Origin of the sequence: Beijerinckia sp. L45 (genome assembly GCF_009765775.1) — a bacterium.
In the GTDB taxonomy this organism is placed as follows: Bacteria; Pseudomonadota; Alphaproteobacteria; order Rhizobiales; family Beijerinckiaceae; genus RH-AL1.
The window spans coordinates 4755-23706 of record NZ_LMUU01000112.1 but is presented as its reverse complement, the minus strand read 5'-3'; the positions used below and the strand labels follow the sequence as shown (position 1 = coordinate 23706).

Here is an 18952-nt window from a genome sequence, read left to right as displayed (position 1 = left end):
AGATCAAGGTCCCGTATCTCAGGCCTCTCTTCCATGCCCAGTCGTCGATCCCGACGATGCGCAGCGGAGTATCATAGCGCCAACCATGTCGGCGAACGGTTCGAAGCAGGGTATCTCGGCTGACAGGCAGCATGAGACGCCGTACGAGCCGTGCAGCGGGGCACCCGCCGAGGGCAAGGCCGCAACAATGGACGATGCCGTCGAAGCGGCTCGTGCGCCTCGCGAACGGTCTTGCAATCTTATCACCGAAAGACTCGGCAAAGGTTTGGCGACGACACGCAGTGCTTGCACCGGAACCTTCGAACCGTCACTTCGATCGATACGGCGCATCCATGCGCCGGCAGATCGGAGATCGTCCGGCGGTACCGACTATGAACGCGATGCGACCGTTCTCCACAAGCGGGGCAATGGCGTCCACCCGAACCTGGCCGTGTCACGACGATCGTCTTGCCGAGCTGCTGGACGACGCGCTCCACGTCGAGACCCTCAGGAAGCAGAAATAGGCGGGCACATCTTCGTGACATCAGTGGCTCCCGAATCAGAAACCTTCACGCTTGCCGAAAACTGCACGCAGATTGAGTCAGAGCCAAAGTTCGCCGCCGATTGACACTTTCGCGCCCATCCCCGCTCCAGCCCCTTCAGAAAGGCATCGACGAACAGCTTTACCTGCTCGCAACGCGTTTCCGACGTTCGGGTCTTGGTTTGTTGCGAGCCTTATATTGAGCCTCACTCACCCGTGAGAAACAAACTAGCAAGTGCTTCCACACACGCGGCGCCTGCGTTGGGGCTTTGACATCAACCATTGACGCCGCTGTCTGCCCCCCAAGCGAGCGGCGTCTGTCGTATTGCGACGTCTTCCGATGGACGAGTTAGTTCACGATCTGATTGGTAAGCAGAAAGTAGGCATCCAGCATAGCCACTTAATGACTGCGCTGCGGCCAGGGCCGCTTCAGGTGCCCGGCGCAGATCCGATACAATCGTCCCGCGGTACCGCATCTAAGCGTTCGACGCTGGCGGTGTTGCCGAAGACGTGACGGCTGCTCACCACATGATCGCCAACACGCAACAGGGCGAAAAACGTGGCCGAAATTTCCGCCATGCCAGTCGTGAAACGGACCGTGGCGCGCGCCTCCTCCAGCAGGTGGAGCTTGGCCTCGCGCCGGTGGGTTACCCCTGCGCGCATAGGAGCTTCTCATCAACTTGTTCCCCGAGGGTTATGGCATTGCTCATTGGTTCCGGTTTTCAATAAAACAAAGACTTCAGGGGTTTTACGGTAGTCGGTTGGCTTTCTCGGCACCCCGCGTCCCATCGGTTGCTCCGGACCCGTCGTGGTATCGCGGGCCGTCTGCATCTTCATCTCCGCGTTGATTTGCGCACCGATCAGGATCACCGTGGTCGACACCCAGATCCACGTCATGAAGCCGACCACGGCTCCGAGTGAGCCGTAGGTCTTGTTCGCGCGAGCTTGTCTCACGTCGGATATGTCTTCGGTCACGCGGCTTCGTTCATCGTTATTGCAGCATGTCGAAGAGCGGCCTGCCGGTAACCTGCAGCGGCGAGCTATTTCTTAACGTAAGGCGTAGATGGCTCGGGACTTGTCGATGTTTTAGGCGTAGGCGTTTTTTGACCACCTGCCTCTCCGTATGGCGTGGAAGGTTCGCTCGTACCGGCCTCCAACTCCTTTACCGCGGCATGCCAGAACTTCTCCTCGTCGCCATCCGGCCTGCCGGCGTCGACCCAAAAATGGTAAGCGCGGTCGCGGACACGTTGCTCTAGCTCGTCGCTCATGTTTTCCTACCTCTATCAATTGATGATCAGGCTAGTCAGCGATCCGGAACGCTCGCCTTTTTAGGAGCGGGCGCCCGATGTCGAAGGGGCTCAGACCGAAGCAAGTCCCGCGCGCAGGCGGTGCAGGATGGCGAGATGCGCCTGGATCGTCGGCACGGAGACCGTAGCCACGCGGCGGATTGCAGCGTCGGCGTCGCTGCTGATCGCTTGGCTGTTGTTGGCGAGCAGCTCCTGATGACCCTGGATCTGGCCCATGATGTAGGCGTGATCGAAGCGAGAGCCATGCAAGGTGGCGAGTTTCCCGACCATCGCGGCTTGGTCTGGACGCGGAGGAACGGAGCCTGGCGTGGCGCCGAGTGCCGCCGTTACCGATAATTGTTCGTTGATCTCCAACTGCGCGAACTCGCGGACCGAGGAGTTACGCGAGCGCTGTAGCGCGAGCTTGCTGGTTTCGATGGAGAACTCGCCGCCCATAAGGTCGGTCAAGCGGAAATGATCGTCGCCGCCCAGGATGTCGCCGCCGGCACCTAGCGTGCCACCAAGAATGTCGGTCCCTGCACCGACGGTGCCGCCGACGACGTTTCCGGGAAGCGCAAACAGGTCGTCCAACGGGCCGGCTGTTTGCGCGCGAAGCGCGGATGTGGTGAAGACAAGACCGCCGCCAAGAGCCGCGAAGAATACACGTCTATCCATTTCGTTTCTCGCAATTGATATATTCAGCCGGCGCTCGGCGAGCACCTTCGCACCTTGAATGCAGCAGATCGCTTGCGGTTGCTTCGCGAAATCAAGGCGTGTCTAATAATGCTGCAAGGATCGCCCGCGCTTTAAAACGAATATGCGCTTGGTGCTCGATTGCTTTCGGTGACAGCTGCAAACGCTCGATAAATCAGTCTGACAGGTGAACCGCCTTCGAATCCGTTAGTTGCGCGCTAACCTACAGCCTGAGGCCCGACGGGTCCTGATCAGCCTGTAGTCGCGCACTGGCGGAGACGTGGTCATGAAGGCTCTCGTTTGGCACGGCACTGGTGACATCCGGTGCGACTCGGCACCGGACCCGAAGATTGAAGACGCTCGTGACGCGATCATCAAGGTGACGAGTTGCGCGATCTGCGGCTCCGACCTCCACCTATTTGACCACTTCATTCCTGGAATGGAGTCCGGGGACATCATGGGACACGAGACGATGGGCGAGGTCGTCGAGGTCGGAGCCGGCTCGAGGGCTGCGCTCAAGATAGGGCAGCGGGTGATCATCCCATTCACGATCATCTGTGGCCAGTGCGAGCAGTGCAAACGCGGCAACTTCTCGGTTTGCGAGACAACCAATCGGAAGAAGAAACTTGCCGACGTTGCTTTTGGTCACTCGGGCGCCGGTCTGTTCGGATATACGCATCTGACCGGCGGATATTCCGGGGGCCAAGCTGAATACCTGCGCGTACCGTTCGCCGATGCCACGCACATCAAGGTGCCGGAAGGCATCGAGGACGAGAAACTCTTGTTCCTCAGCGACATCTTCCCGACTGGATGGCAAGCCGCGGTCCAGTGCGACATCCAGCCGACCGATACCGTGGCGATCTGGGGCTGCGGCCCCGTGGGGCAGATGGCGATCTGCAGCGCCATCCTAATGGGCGCCAAACGTGTGTTCGCGATCGACCGGGTTCCCGAAAGACTCGCGATGGCGAAGGCCGGCGGGGCCGAGACGATCGACTTCGCCGAGGTGAACGTCGTCGAGGCGCTGAACGAGGCGACCAAAGGCAAAGGCCCGGAGAAGTGCACCGATGCGGTTGGCCTAGAGGCGCACGCAACCAGTTCGATCGACGCGATCTACGATCGCGCCAAACAGGCCATGATGCTGGAAAGCGACCGAGCCCACGTGCTGCGTGAGATGATCTACGTCTGCCGTCCGGCGGGTGTCCTGTCCGTGCCCGGCGTTTACGGTGGCCTCATCGACAAGGTGCCGTTCGGCGCCTTGATGAACAAAGGGCTGACGATCCGTACCGGGCAGACGCATGTGAACCGTTGGAGCGACGACCTTTTGCGCCGCATTGAGGAAGGCCAGATCGACCCGTCCTTCGTCATCACGCATACCGTCGGTCTGGATCAGGGGCCCGAGATGTACAAGACCTTCCGCGACAAGCAGGACGGCTGCATCAAGGTCGTTCTTAAGCCAGGGGAGATGGCGGCATGAGCGGCGCACCGACGAAGAGCGCGGCAATCGCCGGCCGTTCTTACTCGAAGCACGACGCGTTGGCGCGCGGCCTTGGTTACTTCTCGATCGGGCTCGGACTTGCCGAACTCGTCGCTCCGCGTCTCCTCAGCCGCGCCACCGGGGTGAAGGACAGCGAGCACATCATCCGTGCGTTCGGCGTACGGGAGGTGGCCACGGGGTTGGCGATCCTCGCTAGTCACGACCCTACGCCCTGGATCTGGGGTCGCGTGGGCGGTGACCTGATCGACATAGCCACTGCCGCTTCCGCCTTGGACGGCAAAAACCCCAAACGAGAAAATGTTGCCCTGACGCTGTTGGCTCTTGCCGCCACAACTGCTGCGGACATCGCGTGCGCTATCGGGCTGACCGCTCAGAAGCAGATCGCTACGGATGCGGTTGCGGATTACAGCAAGCGGAGCGGTTTTCCAAGGGCGCCACGTTTTATGCGAGGTGCGGCCAGAGACCTCGAAGTCCCCACCGATATGCGCATTCCAGAGCTGTTGCGCCCCTACGATGAAGGAACACCTAAGCCGAAGGGCCGCGCCTTGGGGGCCAAGGGACTCCGACCCTAATCGAATTGGGCTTGCTAGACCTACACATACCATGACGGAGCGCACTTTGGAGGCTCCGCACCAAGCCCTCCGTGCATGTCCCGATCTGATTAAAGTCGTCCGCGCGGGTCTGCCGAGCAGCCGAGCAGCCGGGCCGCTGTGATGCTGAGCACGGCTGGCTTGAACCTGGCTGTCTGCGATACTGCGGCATGCGCGGGCTGGGCCAAAAAAGGCATGAGTAGCCGTGAGCCCGACCCGTTCGGCGATGAAGGGTTTGAAAGCAGTGAGACCTATCGCGAGCATGTCTTCGCGACAGCGGCGCGATCGGCGGTGCGGCCTTGATCGTCGCCCGTCGCACCTTCCTCGGCCGCCTCGCCTCGTTTCCGCTAGTCGGCGGAGGCATGACCCTGATCGGCAATCCGACGGCCGTTGCAGAACCGGTCACGCCGCCATTGTTAGTCCGCTATGCCGACTGGCTCGCCGTTGAATACGGCGAGTGCTTGATCGAGCTTTCGGGCTAAAGGCAGCCCGAGCATGCCGCCGACGCGATGTGTTGGCGCCGGAAATGGTGCCGCAACAACCGTACCCTCAACCCCCGAGAAGATCGCTTCCAGGCGGCACCATCAAAGGCCGCCTCATCAAGTGCCGCCCTCATTATGGCAGCGGCCGACGTCAATTGGAAGGAGCCGTACCGATGAACGCCAAGAAAGAGCCGACGCAGGGGGCCAGGGGGAGCCTGTACGATAAGGCCGATGGGGCCTTGAGATACATGGCCTGCCTCCAGCATGCATGTCACGGCGTGCGTATGGTCTCAGACGAGGACGTTTCCGAAGATCTCGACGGGCCGAGCCAGGGCATTTCCGTCGTCATCGCCGATCTCAGGATGATGAAGGCCGAGCTCCACGATCCTGTGGAGTGGGCCGCCGACCTCGGCCGCGAGACGAGCTCAGCTCAATCTTAGCGACCCGCTAACCACAAGGGTTGATGGTCATGTGGGGCGTCTCGACAGCGTCCTTCCAAACTTGAGGCGCCCGGCATTGCTGCTGCGGCGCCTATTTTGTCGTGGCAGGCTCAAACAAAACAACCGCCCTGGCGTAGCCAGCGGCGGTTGAAGAGCACTTCTCCGGATGCAAGTCGGTGCATTGCCGATTTGCGTTGCATCTTGCCTAGCAGGATTGCTCCAGTCGCGTCGCCCTCTTTATGGGAACGAGGCTAAGATCTTGGCATGCAGAATGCCTAAAGCATTCCGTCCAGCATGGACGCCCCACAACCTGAACCGTCGGCTCCCCCGGGCTGGCGGTTTTTTTGTCAGGTCGATGCAGTTCATCGCCTCAAGGCGACGCAATCAGCGCGGCATCAATGTCCATCGGAGCAGGATCTATGATCTCGATCGCGAAGGCTGCTGCCATTAAAGCCAGCAGAAACACGATCAGCAGATCGGGCCTTCGTCGCGCGGATCGAGGAATATGGCCTGGCATCAGCTTGCCCCCCGAACAATCCTCAAGGCGCCCGCTGCCGTAAACAAAACGACTTTCGGCTAAGGCTAAGAGCCCGACTCGAAATTTACGTCTGAGCGGTCTGCGGCCTAGCGCGCGCCGCCGGCCGTCGCCGCGCCGCCCGGATCGGTGACGTCATGACCCGGCACGACCGACACATCTCTCATGTCCTGGGCGCGGCGGCCTCGGCGACCGCTTTCGTGGGGCTTCGTGCGCCTGCTCGCGCGTCTCAAGCGATCGACGCAAGCCTTGCGCGCCCGCTCGGCGCTGCAACTGCCCCAAAACACCAGCCAGATCGTCACGCCAAAACTATATTATGCTGGCACCGGCGGCATCCGATGGACACTCGGCCTCGTGCGCTGCAATAGGCCGATCCTCAAAACCCCATAGATCCTCGCCGGCGTCTCGCGGGTTCGTTCTTCGGCGACTTTCGTACGCCTCCCGGCATCCGAAACTCTTCACGAAAGCGGACCGGCAGCTTTTGGCCGAAGAAAAATGAACCCGACATTCATCGGAAAACTAGTGACTGCGGGTGCCTGAAAACCGAATGTCATTGCGCATTTTCGGCCGTCAAGCACCAGAAGTGAAAACGCTTCACCTGATCACGGCTGATTCAGCAATGCCTCGTTGGCCTGAACCAAATTCATGAGAAACCGCAGCACTGTCCGAATGCGACCCAAGTCTTTCTGATGGTCTTGCGTCAAGACGTACCATGTCCGCTGTAACACGATCTCCGGCAGCACCTGACGCAATTTCGGCTGCCCCTTGGCGAGAAAGAACGGAAGAATGCAGATTCCGCAGCCGCCAACAGCCGCCTCCATCTGCGCGATGATGTTTGAACTCTGGAAGGTCGCGGTGACACCGGCACAGACCTCGTCGAGGTAGTTCAGCTCCTTGGTGAAGATGAGGTCGTCGATGTAGTTGATGAAGTTGTGGGTTTTCAGGTCCGTGACATCGCGTATCGGTGGGTGGCGCTTCAGATACTCGTCTGAGGCATAGAGCCCGAGGCTGTAAGAGCACAGTTTCTGCGCAACGAACCGCCCATGCTCGGGCACTGCAAGCGCGATCGCGATATCCGCCTCTCGCGTTGTGACGTTGAAGATCCGCGGCATCGCGACGAGCTGGATGCTCAGGCCGGGATGCTCGGCCATCAACGGGGCGAGCCGCGGCGCTAGGAAGAGCGCGCCAAGCCCATCCGGAGCGCCGATACGCACGGTGCCACCGACGAGCAAGTCCCGGCCCGCGATGTCTTCTTGGGCCTGCAACATCTGCTGCTCCATCACCTCGGCCGCCACGATGAGCCGCTCCCCGGCGCTCGTAACGCGCAAGCCGCCGCCTTCACGCACCAGAACTTTCGACTGAATGCACTCTTCGAGCCCGCTGAGGTGTCTGCTGATAGTCGAGTGTTTCACCCCTAGACTTTTGGCCGCCGCGGTAAAGGTCCCGCCGCGCGTCACGGCGAGCAGAGAGCGCAGGTGCTCCCATTTCACATCTCTCGGATTTTTGCTCATTTTTGCACAATGGTTGGGCGAATTTTGCGACTATTCGTCCGGATACAGGCGGGCTACCCCATGATGCAACGATAAAACATAGGGAGGCGCGTAATGCGCGAGATCGGCCACTTCATTGGTGGCGTGCACGTGGCTGGCACCAGCGGACGTACGGCTGATGTCTTTCAACCCATGACCGGCGAGGTGATCGCCCACGTCGCCCTCGCTTCGCGTCAGGAGATGCACCAAGCGGTGGAAGTCGCTGCCGCTGCCCAGCCGGTCTGGGCCGCCACCAATCCACAGCGCCGTGCCCGCGTCATGATGCGTTTTGTTGCGCTCGTCGCTCGGGACCTCGAAGAGCTCGCGGAACTGCTGGCCTGCGAGCATGGCAAGACCATCCCCGACGCAAAGGGCGATATTCAGCGCGGCGTCGAAGTCATCGAATTCGCCTGTGGCATCCCGCATCTGATGAAAGGCGAGTACACCGAAGGCGCTGGGCCAGGCATCGACATGTATTCGATGCGCCAGGCGCTGGGCGTCGTCGCCGGCATCACACCGTTCAACTTCCCCGCCATGATCCCGATGTGGAAGTTCGCGCCGGCGATCGCTTGCGGCAACGCATTCATTCTCAAGCCCTCAGAACGCGACCCCGGCGTGCCGATGCGGCTCGCCGAACTGATGATCGAGGCCGGGCTGCCCGCCGGCATTCTGAATGTCGTCAACGGCGACAAAGAGGCGGTCGACGCGATCCTCGACGACCCGAATATTCAGGCGGTCGGCTTCGTCGGTTCGTCGGCCATCGCCGAATATGTCTACACCCGCGCCACCGCTTCGGGAAAACGCGCACAATGCTTCGGCGGCGCCAAGAACCACATGATCATCATGCCGGACGCAGATATCGATCTGGCGGTCGACGCGCTGATCGGCGCCGGCTACGGGTCTGCCGGCGAGCGCTGCATGGCGATCTCCGTCGCAGTACCGGTCGGCGAGGCCACGGCCGACGCTTTGATGAAGAAACTCGTTCCCCGCGTCGAAGCGCTGAAAATCGGTCCTTCCACTGATCTTACCGTCGACTACGGTCCCCTCGTATCGAAGCCGGCGCTCGACCGCGTCCGCGACTATGTCGAGGTCGGGTTGCGCGAAGGCGCTACACTCGCCGTCGACGGTCGCGGCTTCACGCTGCAAGGCTACGAGCAGGGCTTCTATCTCGGCGGCTGCCTGTTCGACCACGTCACCTCCGACATGCGAATCTACAAGGAGGAGATTTTTGGTCCCGTCCTGTGCGTGGTGCGGGCCAAGGATTACGCCGAAGCGCTGTCACTGCCCTCACGCCACGAATACGGCAACGGTGTCGCCATCTACACGCGCGACGGAGACGCTGCGCGCGACTTCGCATCGAAGGTCCAGGTCGGGATGATCGGCATCAACGTGCCCGTTCCCGTTCCCCTCGCCTACTACACGTTCGGCGGCTGGAAGCGCTCGGGCTTCGGCGATCTCAACCAGCACGGACCCGACTCCGTGCATTTCTACACGAAGACCAAGACCGTCACGTCGCGCTGGCCATCCGGCATCAAGGACGGCGCGGAATTCTCCATCCCGACGATGCGGTAGGGCTCCATGACGAAAATAGCGGTAATCGGCCTTGGCAACATGGGACTGCCGATGTCCCGAAATCTTCTCAAGGCCGGCCATGAGGTGACCGGTTTCGACGTCAGCGAAAAGGCGCGCGATGCCGCGCAAGCCAGCGGCCTCGCAGTCGCAGCCTCCGTCACCGAGGCCGTCGAGGGCAAGGACGTGTGCATTTCCATGCTGCCCAACGGCGCTTTGGTCACCGCCGTTTGGGCGGAGGCCGTGAAGGCCGTCGCTCCGGGAACGCTGATGATCGATTCCTCGACCATCGACGTCGTCAGCGCGCGGCGGGCCCATGCCTTAGCCAGCGCCGCCGGATTGCTGTCCCTCGACTCCCCCGTTTCAGGCGGCACGGAAGGCGCGGAGGCGGCGACGCTGACCTTCATGGTCGGCGGCGAGGCCGCAGCCTTCGAACGGGCCAGGCCGATCCTGACCCAGATGGGCCGAAAGGTCGTGCATTGCGGCCCCGCCGGCAACGGACAGGCGGCCAAGATTTGCAACAACATGATCCTCGGCATCTCGATGATCGCCGTCAGCGAGGCCTTCAATCTCGCGGAGCAGGTCGGCCTCTCGCACCAGGCGCTGTTCGATGTCGCCTCGACTGCGTCGGGGCAATGCTATGCGCTCACGGTCCATTGCCCGGTGCCAGGACCGGTGCCGACGTCGGCATCCAACCGCGGCTATCGTCCCGGCTTCGCCGCCGAGCTGATGTTGAAAGATCTCGGCCTGTCGCAAAGTGTGGCCGCTTCCGCCGCCGTCGGCACACCGCTCGGCGCTCTCGCAACCGACATCTTTAGTCGCTTCGTCGAGTCTGGCGGCCGCGGCCGAGACTATTCCGCCGTTGTCGAGTTCCTCAAGCCGCTCATACCGCCGACGGGCTAACGGCGCGGTACGTTCGATAGAAAACAAAAAACTTATTCGGGGTGGGAGAGAGCCATGAGAGAATTGCCAGGCATTCTGGCGCTGACCGCCGCGCTCGTGATCGGGCAGGCGCAGGCCCAGACGCCGAAAGTCTTGAAGATCGGCGTGTTGAACGATCGATCTGGCCCCTATGCCGACATGGGCGGCGCTGGGTCCGAGATCGCCGCCCGTCTGGCGGTTGAGGATTCAGGGCTGCGAGCCAAGGGCTGGACGATCGATATCGTCTCGGCCGACCACCAGAACAAAGCCGACGTCGCCGCCAATATCGCGCGTGAATGGTACGACGCCGAAGGCGTCGACATGATCACCGACGTGACCAATTCCGCCGCGGCGTTGGCAGTGAACCAGATCACCAAGGACCGCAACAAGGTTATGCTGGCCTCCGGGCCGGCCACGTCGGAGCTCACCGGCAAGGCCTGCACGCCGAACACGGTGCATTGGACCAACGACACTTGGGCACTCGCGCACGGCACCGGCAAGGCGATCGTCCAGACCGGCGGCAAGACGTGGTTCTTTCTGACTGCCGACTACGCGTTCGGGCAGGCCCTCGAGCGCGACACGGCCGCGATCGTCAAAGCCAGCGGCGGCACGGTGCTCGGCTCGGTCCGGGTGCCACTCGGGACGGCGGACTTCTCTTCCTTCCTGCTGCAAGCGCAGTCGTCGAAGGCGCAGATAGTCGGACTTGCGAATTCGGGCGGCGACACAACCAACTCGATCAAGCAGGCCGCGGAATTCGGCATCGTCGCCGGCGGCCAGAATCTCGCTGGCCTGCTCGTCTACATCACCGACGTCCACGCGATCGGCCTAGATACGGCCCAGGGCCTGATCCTGACCTCGCCCTTCTATTGGGACATGAACGACGGCACCCGGGCTTTCGCCAAGCGCTTCTCAGCGCAGATGCGCGGTGGAGCAGAGCCCTCGATGGTCCAGGCGGGCGTCTATTCGGCGACGCTGCATTATCTCAAGGTGATCGCCGCAGGGGCCCCGCCGAAGGATGGACGCAAAGTCGTCGACGCGATGAAAGCTATACCGACGGACGACCCGCTGTTTGGCATGGGTTCGATCCGCCAGGACGGCCGCAAGATCCACAACATGTACCTGTTCGAGGTCAAGAAGCCCTCTGAGTCAAAGGGCCCCTGGGACTACTACAAGCTGCGCGCGACGATCCCCGCAGCGGACGCTTTCCGCCCGATTGCCGACGGCGGATGCCCTTTTGTCGCAGGCCTTGAGAGCCCGCCAGCGGCGAAGTGAAGATACCCCTCTGAAACGCAAAGAAGGAAACGCAATGTCACTGCTCGATATTCGGAAGATCGTCGCCCAGTTGGAAGAAACCTTGACCGAGAACGGCCGACCGGTCTCGCCACCGTCGCGAAAGATCACCATGGCCGCCGTGATCAAGAATCCCTACGCGGGTCAATATGTCGAGGATCTGACGCCGCTTTACGATCTTGGTGCCGAAGTCAGCAAGATCCTGGCTGAGCGCGGCGTTGCGCTGCTTGGTGTGAAGCCCGACGATATCCAGAACTACGGCAAGGGTGCGATTATTGGCACCATGGGCGAGATCGAGCATTCCGCGGCCCTGCTGCATCCGCGCTTCGGAGCCCCGGTCCGCGTCGCGGTTGGAAGCGGTAAGGATATCATCCCCGGAACGAAAAAGGTCGGCGCGCCGGGCTCCTCGATCACCATGCCGCTTACCAACAAAAACAACATCTGGGACTTCGATCACATGGATTCGACGGAGATTACGATCCCCGACGCCCCGCGGCCGGACGAGATCGTGATCGCGGTGTGCCTCGGCATCGGTGGACGGCCACTGCACCGCATTGGAAAGTAGGACATCCGACGAAAGGCAGGCCGTCAACATCACGCGGCGGTGATATCACGAGGCTCCTTCGATTGCCGTCGAAGGGGTCTTCAAACGAAGACGTCGAGCGGCAACCGCCGCAGCGATACATGGGAGGACGCTATGCAGGACGTGGTGCTCGCGACCGAAGGCCTCGTCATGGAGTTCAAGGGCTTCAGGGCCGTCAATGGCGTCGCGCTGCGCGTCACGCGGGGATCTATCCATGCGCTGATCGGACCCAATGGGGCCGGCAAAACGACTTGCTTCAACCTCCTTACGAAATTTTTGACGCCGACCGCGGGAAGCATCCGCTACAAGGACTGCGACATCACCGGCATGAAACCAGCCGACGTCGCACGACAGGGCCTCGTCCGTTCGTTCCAGATCTCGGCGGTCTTTCCCAATCTAACGGTGAAGGAAAATGTCCGTATCGCGCTGCAACGGCGTGCTCGCGGTTCATCTTTTGACTTTTGGCGCTCCGAGCGCGTCCTTCGTTCTCTCGATGCCGAGGCGCTGGCGCTCGTCGAAAGCGTCGGCCTGGAGAGTTTTGCCAATCGAGCGGCCAGCGAACTCTCCTATGGGCGCAAGCGCGCCCTGGAGATCGCCGCCACCCTCGCTCTTGATCCCGAGATGCTGCTCCTCGACGAGCCCATGGCCGGCATGGGCCGCGAGGATGTGCAACGCACCGCCGACCTCATTCGCCGCGTCTCGGCGAACCGCACCATTCTGATGGTCGAGCACAACCTGTCGGTAGTGGCCTCGCTATGTGATCGCGTCACTGTGCTCGCCCGCGGCCAAGTTCTCGCGGAGGGCGATTACGCCACCATCTCCCAAGACCCGCGCGTGATCGAGGCCTACATAGGAGATGCGCATGCTTGACGTCCCGACCCGCGGGAAGCCGAGACCTGCAGCAGACGGGACGACGGCGCCTCATCTCGCCGTCTGCGGCCTGCAGGGATGGTACGGGGAAAGCCACGTGCTGCATGGCATCGATTTCCATGTCCAACCCGGTGAAGTGGTCACGCTGCTCGGACGCAACGGCGCTGGCAAGACTACGACACTCCGTTCAATCATCGGCATTCTGGCAAAACGGTCCGGCTCGATCGCCATCGAGGGCATCGAAACGATCGCCATGCCTTCGCGCCATATCGCCCGCCTCGGGCTCGGCTATGTGCCGGAAGAGCGCGGCATCTTCGCCAGCCTGTCCGTCGCCGAGAATCTGACACTTCCGCCGACCGTGAAGCCCGGCGGATTGTCGGTCCCGAGAATCTACGAGATGTTCCCTAACCTAAAGGAACGCGCTTCGAGCCAGGGTACGAAGCTCTCGGGCGGTGAGCAGCAGATGCTCGCAATCGGGCGCATCCTGCGCACCGGCGCTAAACTGCTACTGCTCGACGAGCCGACGGAGGGCCTCGCCCCCGTCATCGTCCAGCAGATCGGCCGCAGCCTGCTCGCACTGAAGGCACAAGGGTTTACCATCGTCCTCGTCGAACAGAATTTTCACTTCGCCCGCACAGTGGCTGACCGGCATTGCGTAATCGAACAAGGCCGCGTCATCGATACAATAGCGAACGCCGATCTCGACGCAGCCGCTGGGCGGCTCCAGAATTATCTGGGAGTTTGACGATGACCACGCTTTTCGGCGTCCCTATGCAGGCCCTGTTCGGACAGCTTCTCCTGGGTCTCATCAATGGATCGTTCTACGCGATCCTGTCGCTTGGCCTGGCAATCATCTTCGGCCTCTTGAACGTCATCAACTTCAGCCATGGCGCCCAATATATGATGGGCGCTTTCGTCTCCTGGATGCTGCTGAACTATCTCGGCATCGGCTACTGGTGGGCGCTTCTGCTTGTGCCTCTGATCGTCGGTGCCGTCGGCATCGTGATCGAGCGCGTGCTTATCGCTCGCCTCTACAAGCTCGATCATCTCTATGGGCTGCTCCTAACCTTCGGGCTGGCGCTGCTGATCCAAGGCTTCTTCCGCGCCGCCTATGGCGCGTCGGGGCTACCTTACGCGATTCCGAAAGAGCTCCTCGGCGTTCAGAGACTTCCGTTCATGTTCCTGCCAAACTATCGCGCCTGGGTCATCGTCGCCTCTGTCGCCGTCTGTCTCGCGACATGGCTGGTGATCGAGAAGACCAAGATCGGTTCCTACCTTCGGGCCGCGACGGAAAACCCCACACTGGTCCAGGCATTCGGCGTCAACGTCCCCCTTCTGCTGACGCTGACCTACGGATTCGGTGTCGCCCTCGCCGGTTTCGCGGGCGTGCTTGCGGCGCCGATCTACGCGGTCAACCCGAACATGGGCGCCGACGTCATCATCGTCGTCTTCGCGGTGGTCGTCATCGGTGGCATGGGATCGATCCTCGGCGCCATCGTCACCGGCTTCGCGCTCGGGCTCGTCGAGGGCCTGACCAAGGTCTTCTACCCCGAGGCCGCGTCGACCGTGATCTTCGCCATCATGATCCTGGTGCTGCTCGTGAAGCCGGCCGGTCTTTTCGGAAAGGCAGCCTGATGAGCGACGTCGCCCTCGCCGCGCCGCCCGCAGCCCCGACCTTGGCGGAGGATCAGCGCGAAGCCAACACGCACCGCACGTTGTTCATCCTGCTCGCGCTCGCGCTCGTGGTCGCGCCATTTGTTCTGTATCCAGTGTTTCTGATGAAGGCGCTCTGCTTCGCGTTATTCGCGATGGCCTTCAACCTACTGCTTGGATACGGCGGCCTTCTCTCGTTCGGTCACGCCGCCTATTTCGGGGTGGCCGGCTACATCTGCGCCTATGCGGCCAAGGTTTGGGGCCTGCCGCCCGAACTGTCTATTCTCTTCGGCGCTCTCTGCGGCGGCGCGCTCGGGTTGGTCCTTGGCGCCCTGGCGATCCGTCGGCAAGGCATCTACTTCGCGATGATCACACTCGCCTTGGCGCAATTGGTTTTCTTCGTCTGCCTTCAGGCCAAATTTACCGGCGGCGAGGACGGAATTCAGGCAGTCCCACGCGGGCACCTGTTCGGCCTCGTCGACCTCTCCGACGACAGGCTTCTGTATTGTTTGGTCGCAGTCATATTCTTCGGCGGCCTGCTGCTGATCCACCGCATTATCCACTCGCCCTTCGGGCAGGTTCTGAAGGCGATCCGGGACAACGAGCCGCGGGCGATTTCGCTGGGCTATCGCGTCAACCAATACAAGCTGGCGGTGTTCGTGCTGTCGACGACGCTGGCGGGCGTGGCCGGCGCGACGAAAGCGATCGTCTTTCAGCTCGCCTCTCTTACTGACGTGCATTGGTCGATGTCCGGCGAAGTCGTTCTCATGACGCTCGTCGGCGGCCTCGGCACGGTGTTCGGTCCTGTCGCCGGCGCCTTCGTGATGGTCGCGATGGAAAATTACCTGGCTCAGTTCGGTAGCTGGGTCACGATCATCCAAGGTGCCGTCTTCGTGTTCTGCGTCCTCGCATTTCGCGAAGGGCTTGTCGGCATGGCCGGCCGACTCCTTAATAGGCGTCTGTAGCGGAGCTGGCAAAGGACGGCAACGGCTCGCATCTGATCCGGCGCCGTAGGGGCAGGTTGGGTTATTAGGATGTGGCCACGACCCAGGGCTTCGCATCTACTTCCCTGAAGAAATCCAAGTCACGAAGGCCGGAATTTTCATGTTCGCCCTCTATGCCAAGCGGTACTGGCTCTGAGTGCTTTGGGCTGGAGGAACGTCTGCTTCCGAGCGAAAGTCATCGGCCGCTGAACGACCTACATGGTGAAGGGTTTCGGATGCCGGCGATCCGCAGTCGCAGGTGCAGACATCGGCCGGCGTCCGAAAGCCGCCCATGCACGAACCCGCGGGTCTGCGCGCTGGATCTATGGGGATTTGAGATGTCCGGGACCGTGCCGGAAGAGGCGCGAGGGCGACGACACACGTCTCATGACTGGCGTAGAGGGGCGCGGATGAGGGATAGGACCGCTCTTTGCGCCAAGTCGTGGGGACAGACAGATCGACACGTGCATCGTTTGTTTGATTACGGAGGTTATGGTCGATCTGGAGGCGCGAGCGACCGACGGTCGAAGTGGCCTTGCTTCGACGATGGATCGCATCACGTCATGCCGGGTCATGACGCCATCATCCCGGAGCCTGCATGTGCAGCCGGCGGCGCGCGGGGCTGCGCCACTCCGGCGAAGATCTCGATGACGCGCATGCGACCGCCGCCGCAGCATGTACACGGCGGACGCTGATCGAGCGATGGAACGGCCTTTTCTGTGTCGCTCGGCGATGGCGTCGCAGGTGCCGGGGCGGCGAGTAGCGCCCTGGCGCGAGCGACGTTGGCCTTGCGGCCGGCGCTGGCGAGCAGGCCGTAGTGCCGGATGCGGTGGAAGCCGCTAGGCAGGACGTGCAGCAGGAAGCGACGGATGAACTCGTCGACGGTGAGCGTCGTGGTGCGATGGCGCGCGGCGCCCTCACGTCGGTAGTCCTTGGTGCGGAAGGTGATGCCATTCCCGTCCATCGCGATCAGCCGCCGGTTCGATATCGCGACGCGGTGCGTGTAGCGTGCGAAATAGGCCAGCACCGCCTCGGGGCCGGCGAAGGGCGGCTTGGCATAAACCACCCATCGCTTCTTGCGGACGGGTGCCAGATGGCGAAGGAAGGCGCGCGGGTCGCCGAGACCAACCTGATCGCCGAAGAACTGAAGCTTTTCGGCGGCGTGCAGCGCGATCAGGCGCGTCAGGAACAGCCGCCGAAACAGCGTGCCAAGGACGCGGACCGGCAGCAGGAAGGCCGGGCGCGAAGATACCCAGCGCTGGCCATCGGGCGATAGGCCGCCGCCTGGCACGATCATGTGGATGTGCGGATGGTGCGTCATCGCTGATCCCCAGGTGTGGAGCACGGCGGTGATGCCGATGCGCGCGCCGAGGTGGCGTGGATCGGCGGCGATGGTCAGCATGGTCTCGGATGCCGCCTTGAACAGCAGGTCGTAGACGAGCGCCTTGTTGTGGAACGCGATGGCGGCGATCTCGGCCGGCAACGTGAAGACGACGTGGAAGTAGCCGACCGGCAGAAGGTCGGCCTCGCGCTCCGCAAGCCACGCGCGCGCCGCCGCGCCCTGGCACTTGGGACATTGCCGGTTGCGACAGCTGTTGTAGGCAATGCGGATATGGCCGCAGTCCTCGCAAGCTTCGACGTGTCCGCCCAGCGCAGCGGTGCGGCAGGTCTCGATGGCTGACATCACCTTGAGCTGGGCGAGGTTGATGTGCCCGGCGTGCGCTGCCCGCCAGGCCGGCCCATGCCGGCAGAAGATGTCGGCGACTTCCGGCTCGGATCGCACGGCCGGCTTCAGCCGCCGGGGCTCTGGCCCTTCCATCAGCAGCTTGAGCGCCTCGATCGGGCTCGTCACCGCGCGGATCGTCTTCGTCGCGACGCGGGCATAGAGCGCGGTAGTGTCGAGCTTGGCATGCCCGAGCAGAACCTGGATCACGCGGATGTCGACGTCCTGCTCTAGCAGATGCGTCGCGAAGCTATGACGCAACGTGTGTGGGCTGACGCGCTTGCGGATGCCGGCGGTCTCCGCCGCCTCGTGGACGGCGCGGTTGAGCTGTCGGGTCGAGCTCGGCTCGAGTGCGGTGCGGCCGGGGAACAGCCAGCCGTGGGGCAGCATGACGCCGCGGCGCTTGCCCTCGCGCCACCACAGCCGGAGTAGTTCGAGGAGCTGCGGCGACAGCATGGCGTTGCGATCCTTGCGGCCCTTGCCCTGCTCGACGCGGATTAGCATGCGCGTCGAGTCGATATCGTCGACCTTGAGCGCTGCCACCTCGGAGACGCGCAGCCCCGCGCCGTAGGCGGTGCCAAGGGCCGCCTTGTGCTTGGGACCAGGCGCCGCTTCGAGCAGCCGCCCGACCTCTTCGACGCTCAGCACGTCCGGAAGCTTACGAGGGTGGCGCACCAGGATGAAGCGGCGCGACAGGTCGGGCCGATCGAGCGTCACCGTGAACAGAAAGCGCAGCGCGGACACCGAGCTGTTGACCGTCGCGGGTTGCACGCCGCTCTCGGCCTGGTGGACTTGAAAGCGGCGAATATCTTCGACGGTTGCCGTATCCGGCGCACGTTCAGTTGTGGAGCAATAGGCTGAGGCCATGTAGCTCTGCATCCTCACGGCTCTGCTCGGCACCGGAGTGGCGCGGAACGCGCAGAAAGGTTAACACTTGAACACGCGGGCGGCGCTGAGATGGGAACCAAAGATGTCCCGGTGACCCCGATAATGAGAGGATGAAGCCGTTTGATTGCTAGCTCATCTTAGCGCACGCTGATGTGATCTCCCGACCCGCGATTACTCGAGACTGAGTGCTCGAATGAATTATCCTCCCCGGCAAGCGGCGCAATGATCAATAGTCGCAATGGGGAAAGTGGATGAGGGCCGAGTTCAAGGGCTTGTGTTGGTACAAGCGCGACGACTACCCAACGATCCTCGATGTCATGGCGGACGATGATCGACTGCCATCGACCTATGACGAATTCCTTGTTTGCGCTGATCGCGACGAACGGACTGTCATGGAGCGAGGCGATTTCGTTATCTGGATAGTTGTGCGAGCAGTGGAGTTCCAGTCTTGGTGTCGAGAGCGCAATCTGATCACCAACGCCGAAGCCCGTACCCTTTTTGCGACTCAAAATGCTGCGGCAGAGGCAATAAGTCGGCATTACCAAGCGCTGGTAGTGTCATAATCGGCCTCGTCGCTTTTGATGGAGGAGCCTGGTCGCTGATTTCCTCTGTCGACCGATCACCGTTGTTGTGGCCAACATCATGCTCTGAGATGTCGCGCTCAACAGACACTGAACCGCCGTTGCCGAGGCCGAGCAGCTCGGTTTTTGTGTATGGCTCACAGGCTGCTATTCTGGACTGTCAACGCATCAATTACTGTGTTGGCCGCTGGCGGGCTGTCAGAAGTGCGGATAGCGCTTTAGCTCTATGCGAAAATCACTGTCATCGGACGCCCTGATGAATCTGTGCTTAGTCAGCAGGCGGGACGTGACCAATAATAACCAAGAGCCCGCGTTTTCTGG

At 62.0% G+C, this 18952-nt stretch carries 18 protein-coding genes and 2 pseudogenes; 11 read left to right on the top strand and 9 right to left on the bottom strand.

Features of this window, described 5'->3' with window-relative positions; translation table 11 throughout:
• Positions 1-242: 242 nt before the first annotated feature.
• From GSQ79_RS30325 to GSQ79_RS12185, 5 genes and pseudogenes are all read right to left on the bottom strand, one after another.
• Positions 243-524: a transposase family protein gene (locus GSQ79_RS30325; RefSeq protein WP_158808990.1), complete on the bottom strand. Its 282-nt coding sequence runs from the start codon at positions 522-524 to the stop codon at positions 243-245.
• 425 nt (positions 525-949) lie between these two features.
• Complete coding sequence (locus tag GSQ79_RS12200) at positions 950-1183, bottom strand: PLP-dependent transferase (protein ID WP_158808989.1); 234 nt, start codon at positions 1181-1183, stop codon at positions 950-952.
• Positions 1184-1303: 120 nt separating this feature from the next.
• Positions 1304-1456, bottom strand: a pseudogene (locus tag GSQ79_RS29475) (YhjD/YihY/BrkB family envelope integrity protein); the annotation flags it as partial.
• A gap of 104 nt (positions 1457-1560) precedes the next feature.
• A complete protein-coding gene (locus tag GSQ79_RS12190; protein WP_158808988.1) occupies positions 1561-1788 on the bottom strand; it encodes a DUF2934 domain-containing protein in 228 nt (75 codons plus the stop codon).
• Between the two features lie 90 nt (positions 1789-1878).
• Positions 1879-2481, bottom strand: coding sequence for a DUF4142 domain-containing protein (locus tag GSQ79_RS12185; RefSeq protein WP_158808987.1), 603 nt, complete (start codon positions 2479-2481; stop codon positions 1879-1881).
• A gap of 304 nt (positions 2482-2785) precedes the next feature.
• On the opposite strand from GSQ79_RS12185, the gene GSQ79_RS12180 reads away from it, so the two are divergent.
• The 3 genes from GSQ79_RS12180 to GSQ79_RS12170 all read left to right on the top strand — a co-directional run bounded on the left by GSQ79_RS12180 (position 2786) and on the right by GSQ79_RS12170 (position 5506).
• A complete protein-coding gene (locus tag GSQ79_RS12180; RefSeq protein ID WP_158808986.1) occupies positions 2786-3973 on the top strand; it encodes a zinc-dependent alcohol dehydrogenase in 1188 nt (395 codons plus the stop codon).
• Positions 3970-4566, top strand: a complete 597-nt coding sequence (locus GSQ79_RS12175; protein ID WP_158808985.1) for a cyclase dehydrase — start codon at positions 3970-3972, stop codon at positions 4564-4566. Before GSQ79_RS12180 ends, GSQ79_RS12175 begins: the two co-directional genes overlap by 4 nt.
• Positions 4567-5239: 673 nt before the next feature.
• Positions 5240-5506, top strand: coding sequence for a hypothetical protein (locus GSQ79_RS12170; RefSeq protein WP_158808984.1), 267 nt, complete (start codon positions 5240-5242; stop codon positions 5504-5506).
• Positions 5507-6643: 1137 nt separating this feature from the next.
• Here the strand turns inward: GSQ79_RS12170 and GSQ79_RS12165 are convergent.
• On the bottom strand, positions 6644-7552 hold the full coding sequence (locus tag GSQ79_RS12165) for a LysR family transcriptional regulator (RefSeq protein ID WP_158808983.1): 909 nt from the start codon (positions 7550-7552) through the stop codon (positions 6644-6646).
• A gap of 93 nt (positions 7553-7645) precedes the next feature.
• Here GSQ79_RS12165 and GSQ79_RS12160 point away from each other — a divergent pair, with 93 nt between their 5' ends.
• The 8 genes from GSQ79_RS12160 to GSQ79_RS12125 all read left to right on the top strand — a co-directional run bounded on the left by GSQ79_RS12160 (position 7646) and on the right by GSQ79_RS12125 (position 15421).
• Complete coding sequence (locus tag GSQ79_RS12160; protein WP_158808982.1) at positions 7646-9142, top strand: CoA-acylating methylmalonate-semialdehyde dehydrogenase; 1497 nt, start codon at positions 7646-7648, stop codon at positions 9140-9142.
• Positions 9143-9148: 6 nt separating this feature from the next.
• Positions 9149-10042, top strand: a complete 894-nt coding sequence (gene mmsB, locus GSQ79_RS12155; protein ID WP_158808981.1) for a 3-hydroxyisobutyrate dehydrogenase — start codon at positions 9149-9151, stop codon at positions 10040-10042.
• Between the two features lie 54 nt (positions 10043-10096).
• Complete coding sequence (locus GSQ79_RS12150) at positions 10097-11332, top strand: ABC transporter substrate-binding protein (protein ID WP_158808980.1); 1236 nt, start codon at positions 10097-10099, stop codon at positions 11330-11332.
• Positions 11295-11915, top strand: coding sequence for an amino acid synthesis family protein (locus tag GSQ79_RS12145; RefSeq protein WP_246725285.1), 621 nt, complete (start codon positions 11295-11297; stop codon positions 11913-11915). Before GSQ79_RS12150 ends, GSQ79_RS12145 begins: the two co-directional genes overlap by 38 nt.
• 132 nt (positions 11916-12047) lie before the next feature.
• Positions 12048-12803, top strand: coding sequence for an ABC transporter ATP-binding protein (locus GSQ79_RS12140; protein WP_158808979.1), 756 nt, complete (start codon positions 12048-12050; stop codon positions 12801-12803).
• Positions 12796-13548: an ABC transporter ATP-binding protein gene (locus tag GSQ79_RS12135; protein WP_158808978.1), complete on the top strand. Its 753-nt coding sequence runs from the start codon at positions 12796-12798 to the stop codon at positions 13546-13548. The genes GSQ79_RS12140 and GSQ79_RS12135 overlap by 8 nt, the downstream gene beginning before the upstream one ends.
• Positions 13549-13550: 2 nt before the next feature.
• Positions 13551-14438: a branched-chain amino acid ABC transporter permease gene (locus GSQ79_RS12130; protein WP_158808977.1), complete on the top strand. Its 888-nt coding sequence runs from the start codon at positions 13551-13553 to the stop codon at positions 14436-14438.
• The gene (locus GSQ79_RS12125) at positions 14438-15421 is read left to right on the top strand and encodes a branched-chain amino acid ABC transporter permease (protein ID WP_158808976.1); all 984 of its coding nucleotides are present in this window, start codon (positions 14438-14440) and stop codon (positions 15419-15421) included. The genes GSQ79_RS12130 and GSQ79_RS12125 overlap by 1 nt, the downstream gene beginning before the upstream one ends.
• A gap of 589 nt (positions 15422-16010) precedes the next feature.
• Here the strand turns inward: GSQ79_RS12125 and GSQ79_RS28790 are convergent.
• The 3 genes and pseudogenes from GSQ79_RS28790 to GSQ79_RS12115 form a co-directional block, all read right to left on the bottom strand.
• The gene (locus tag GSQ79_RS28790) at positions 16011-17258 is read right to left on the bottom strand and encodes an IS91 family transposase (protein ID WP_210253069.1); all 1248 of its coding nucleotides are present in this window, start codon (positions 17256-17258) and stop codon (positions 16011-16013) included.
• A gap of 3 nt (positions 17259-17261) precedes the next feature.
• Positions 17262-18041: pseudogene (locus GSQ79_RS28785) on the bottom strand (tyrosine-type recombinase/integrase); the annotation flags it as partial.
• A 146-nt stretch (positions 18042-18187) separates the two neighbouring features.
• Positions 18188-18589: a hypothetical protein gene (locus GSQ79_RS12115; protein WP_158808974.1), complete on the bottom strand. Its 402-nt coding sequence runs from the start codon at positions 18587-18589 to the stop codon at positions 18188-18190.
• Between the last annotated feature and the right edge of the window lie 363 nt (positions 18590-18952).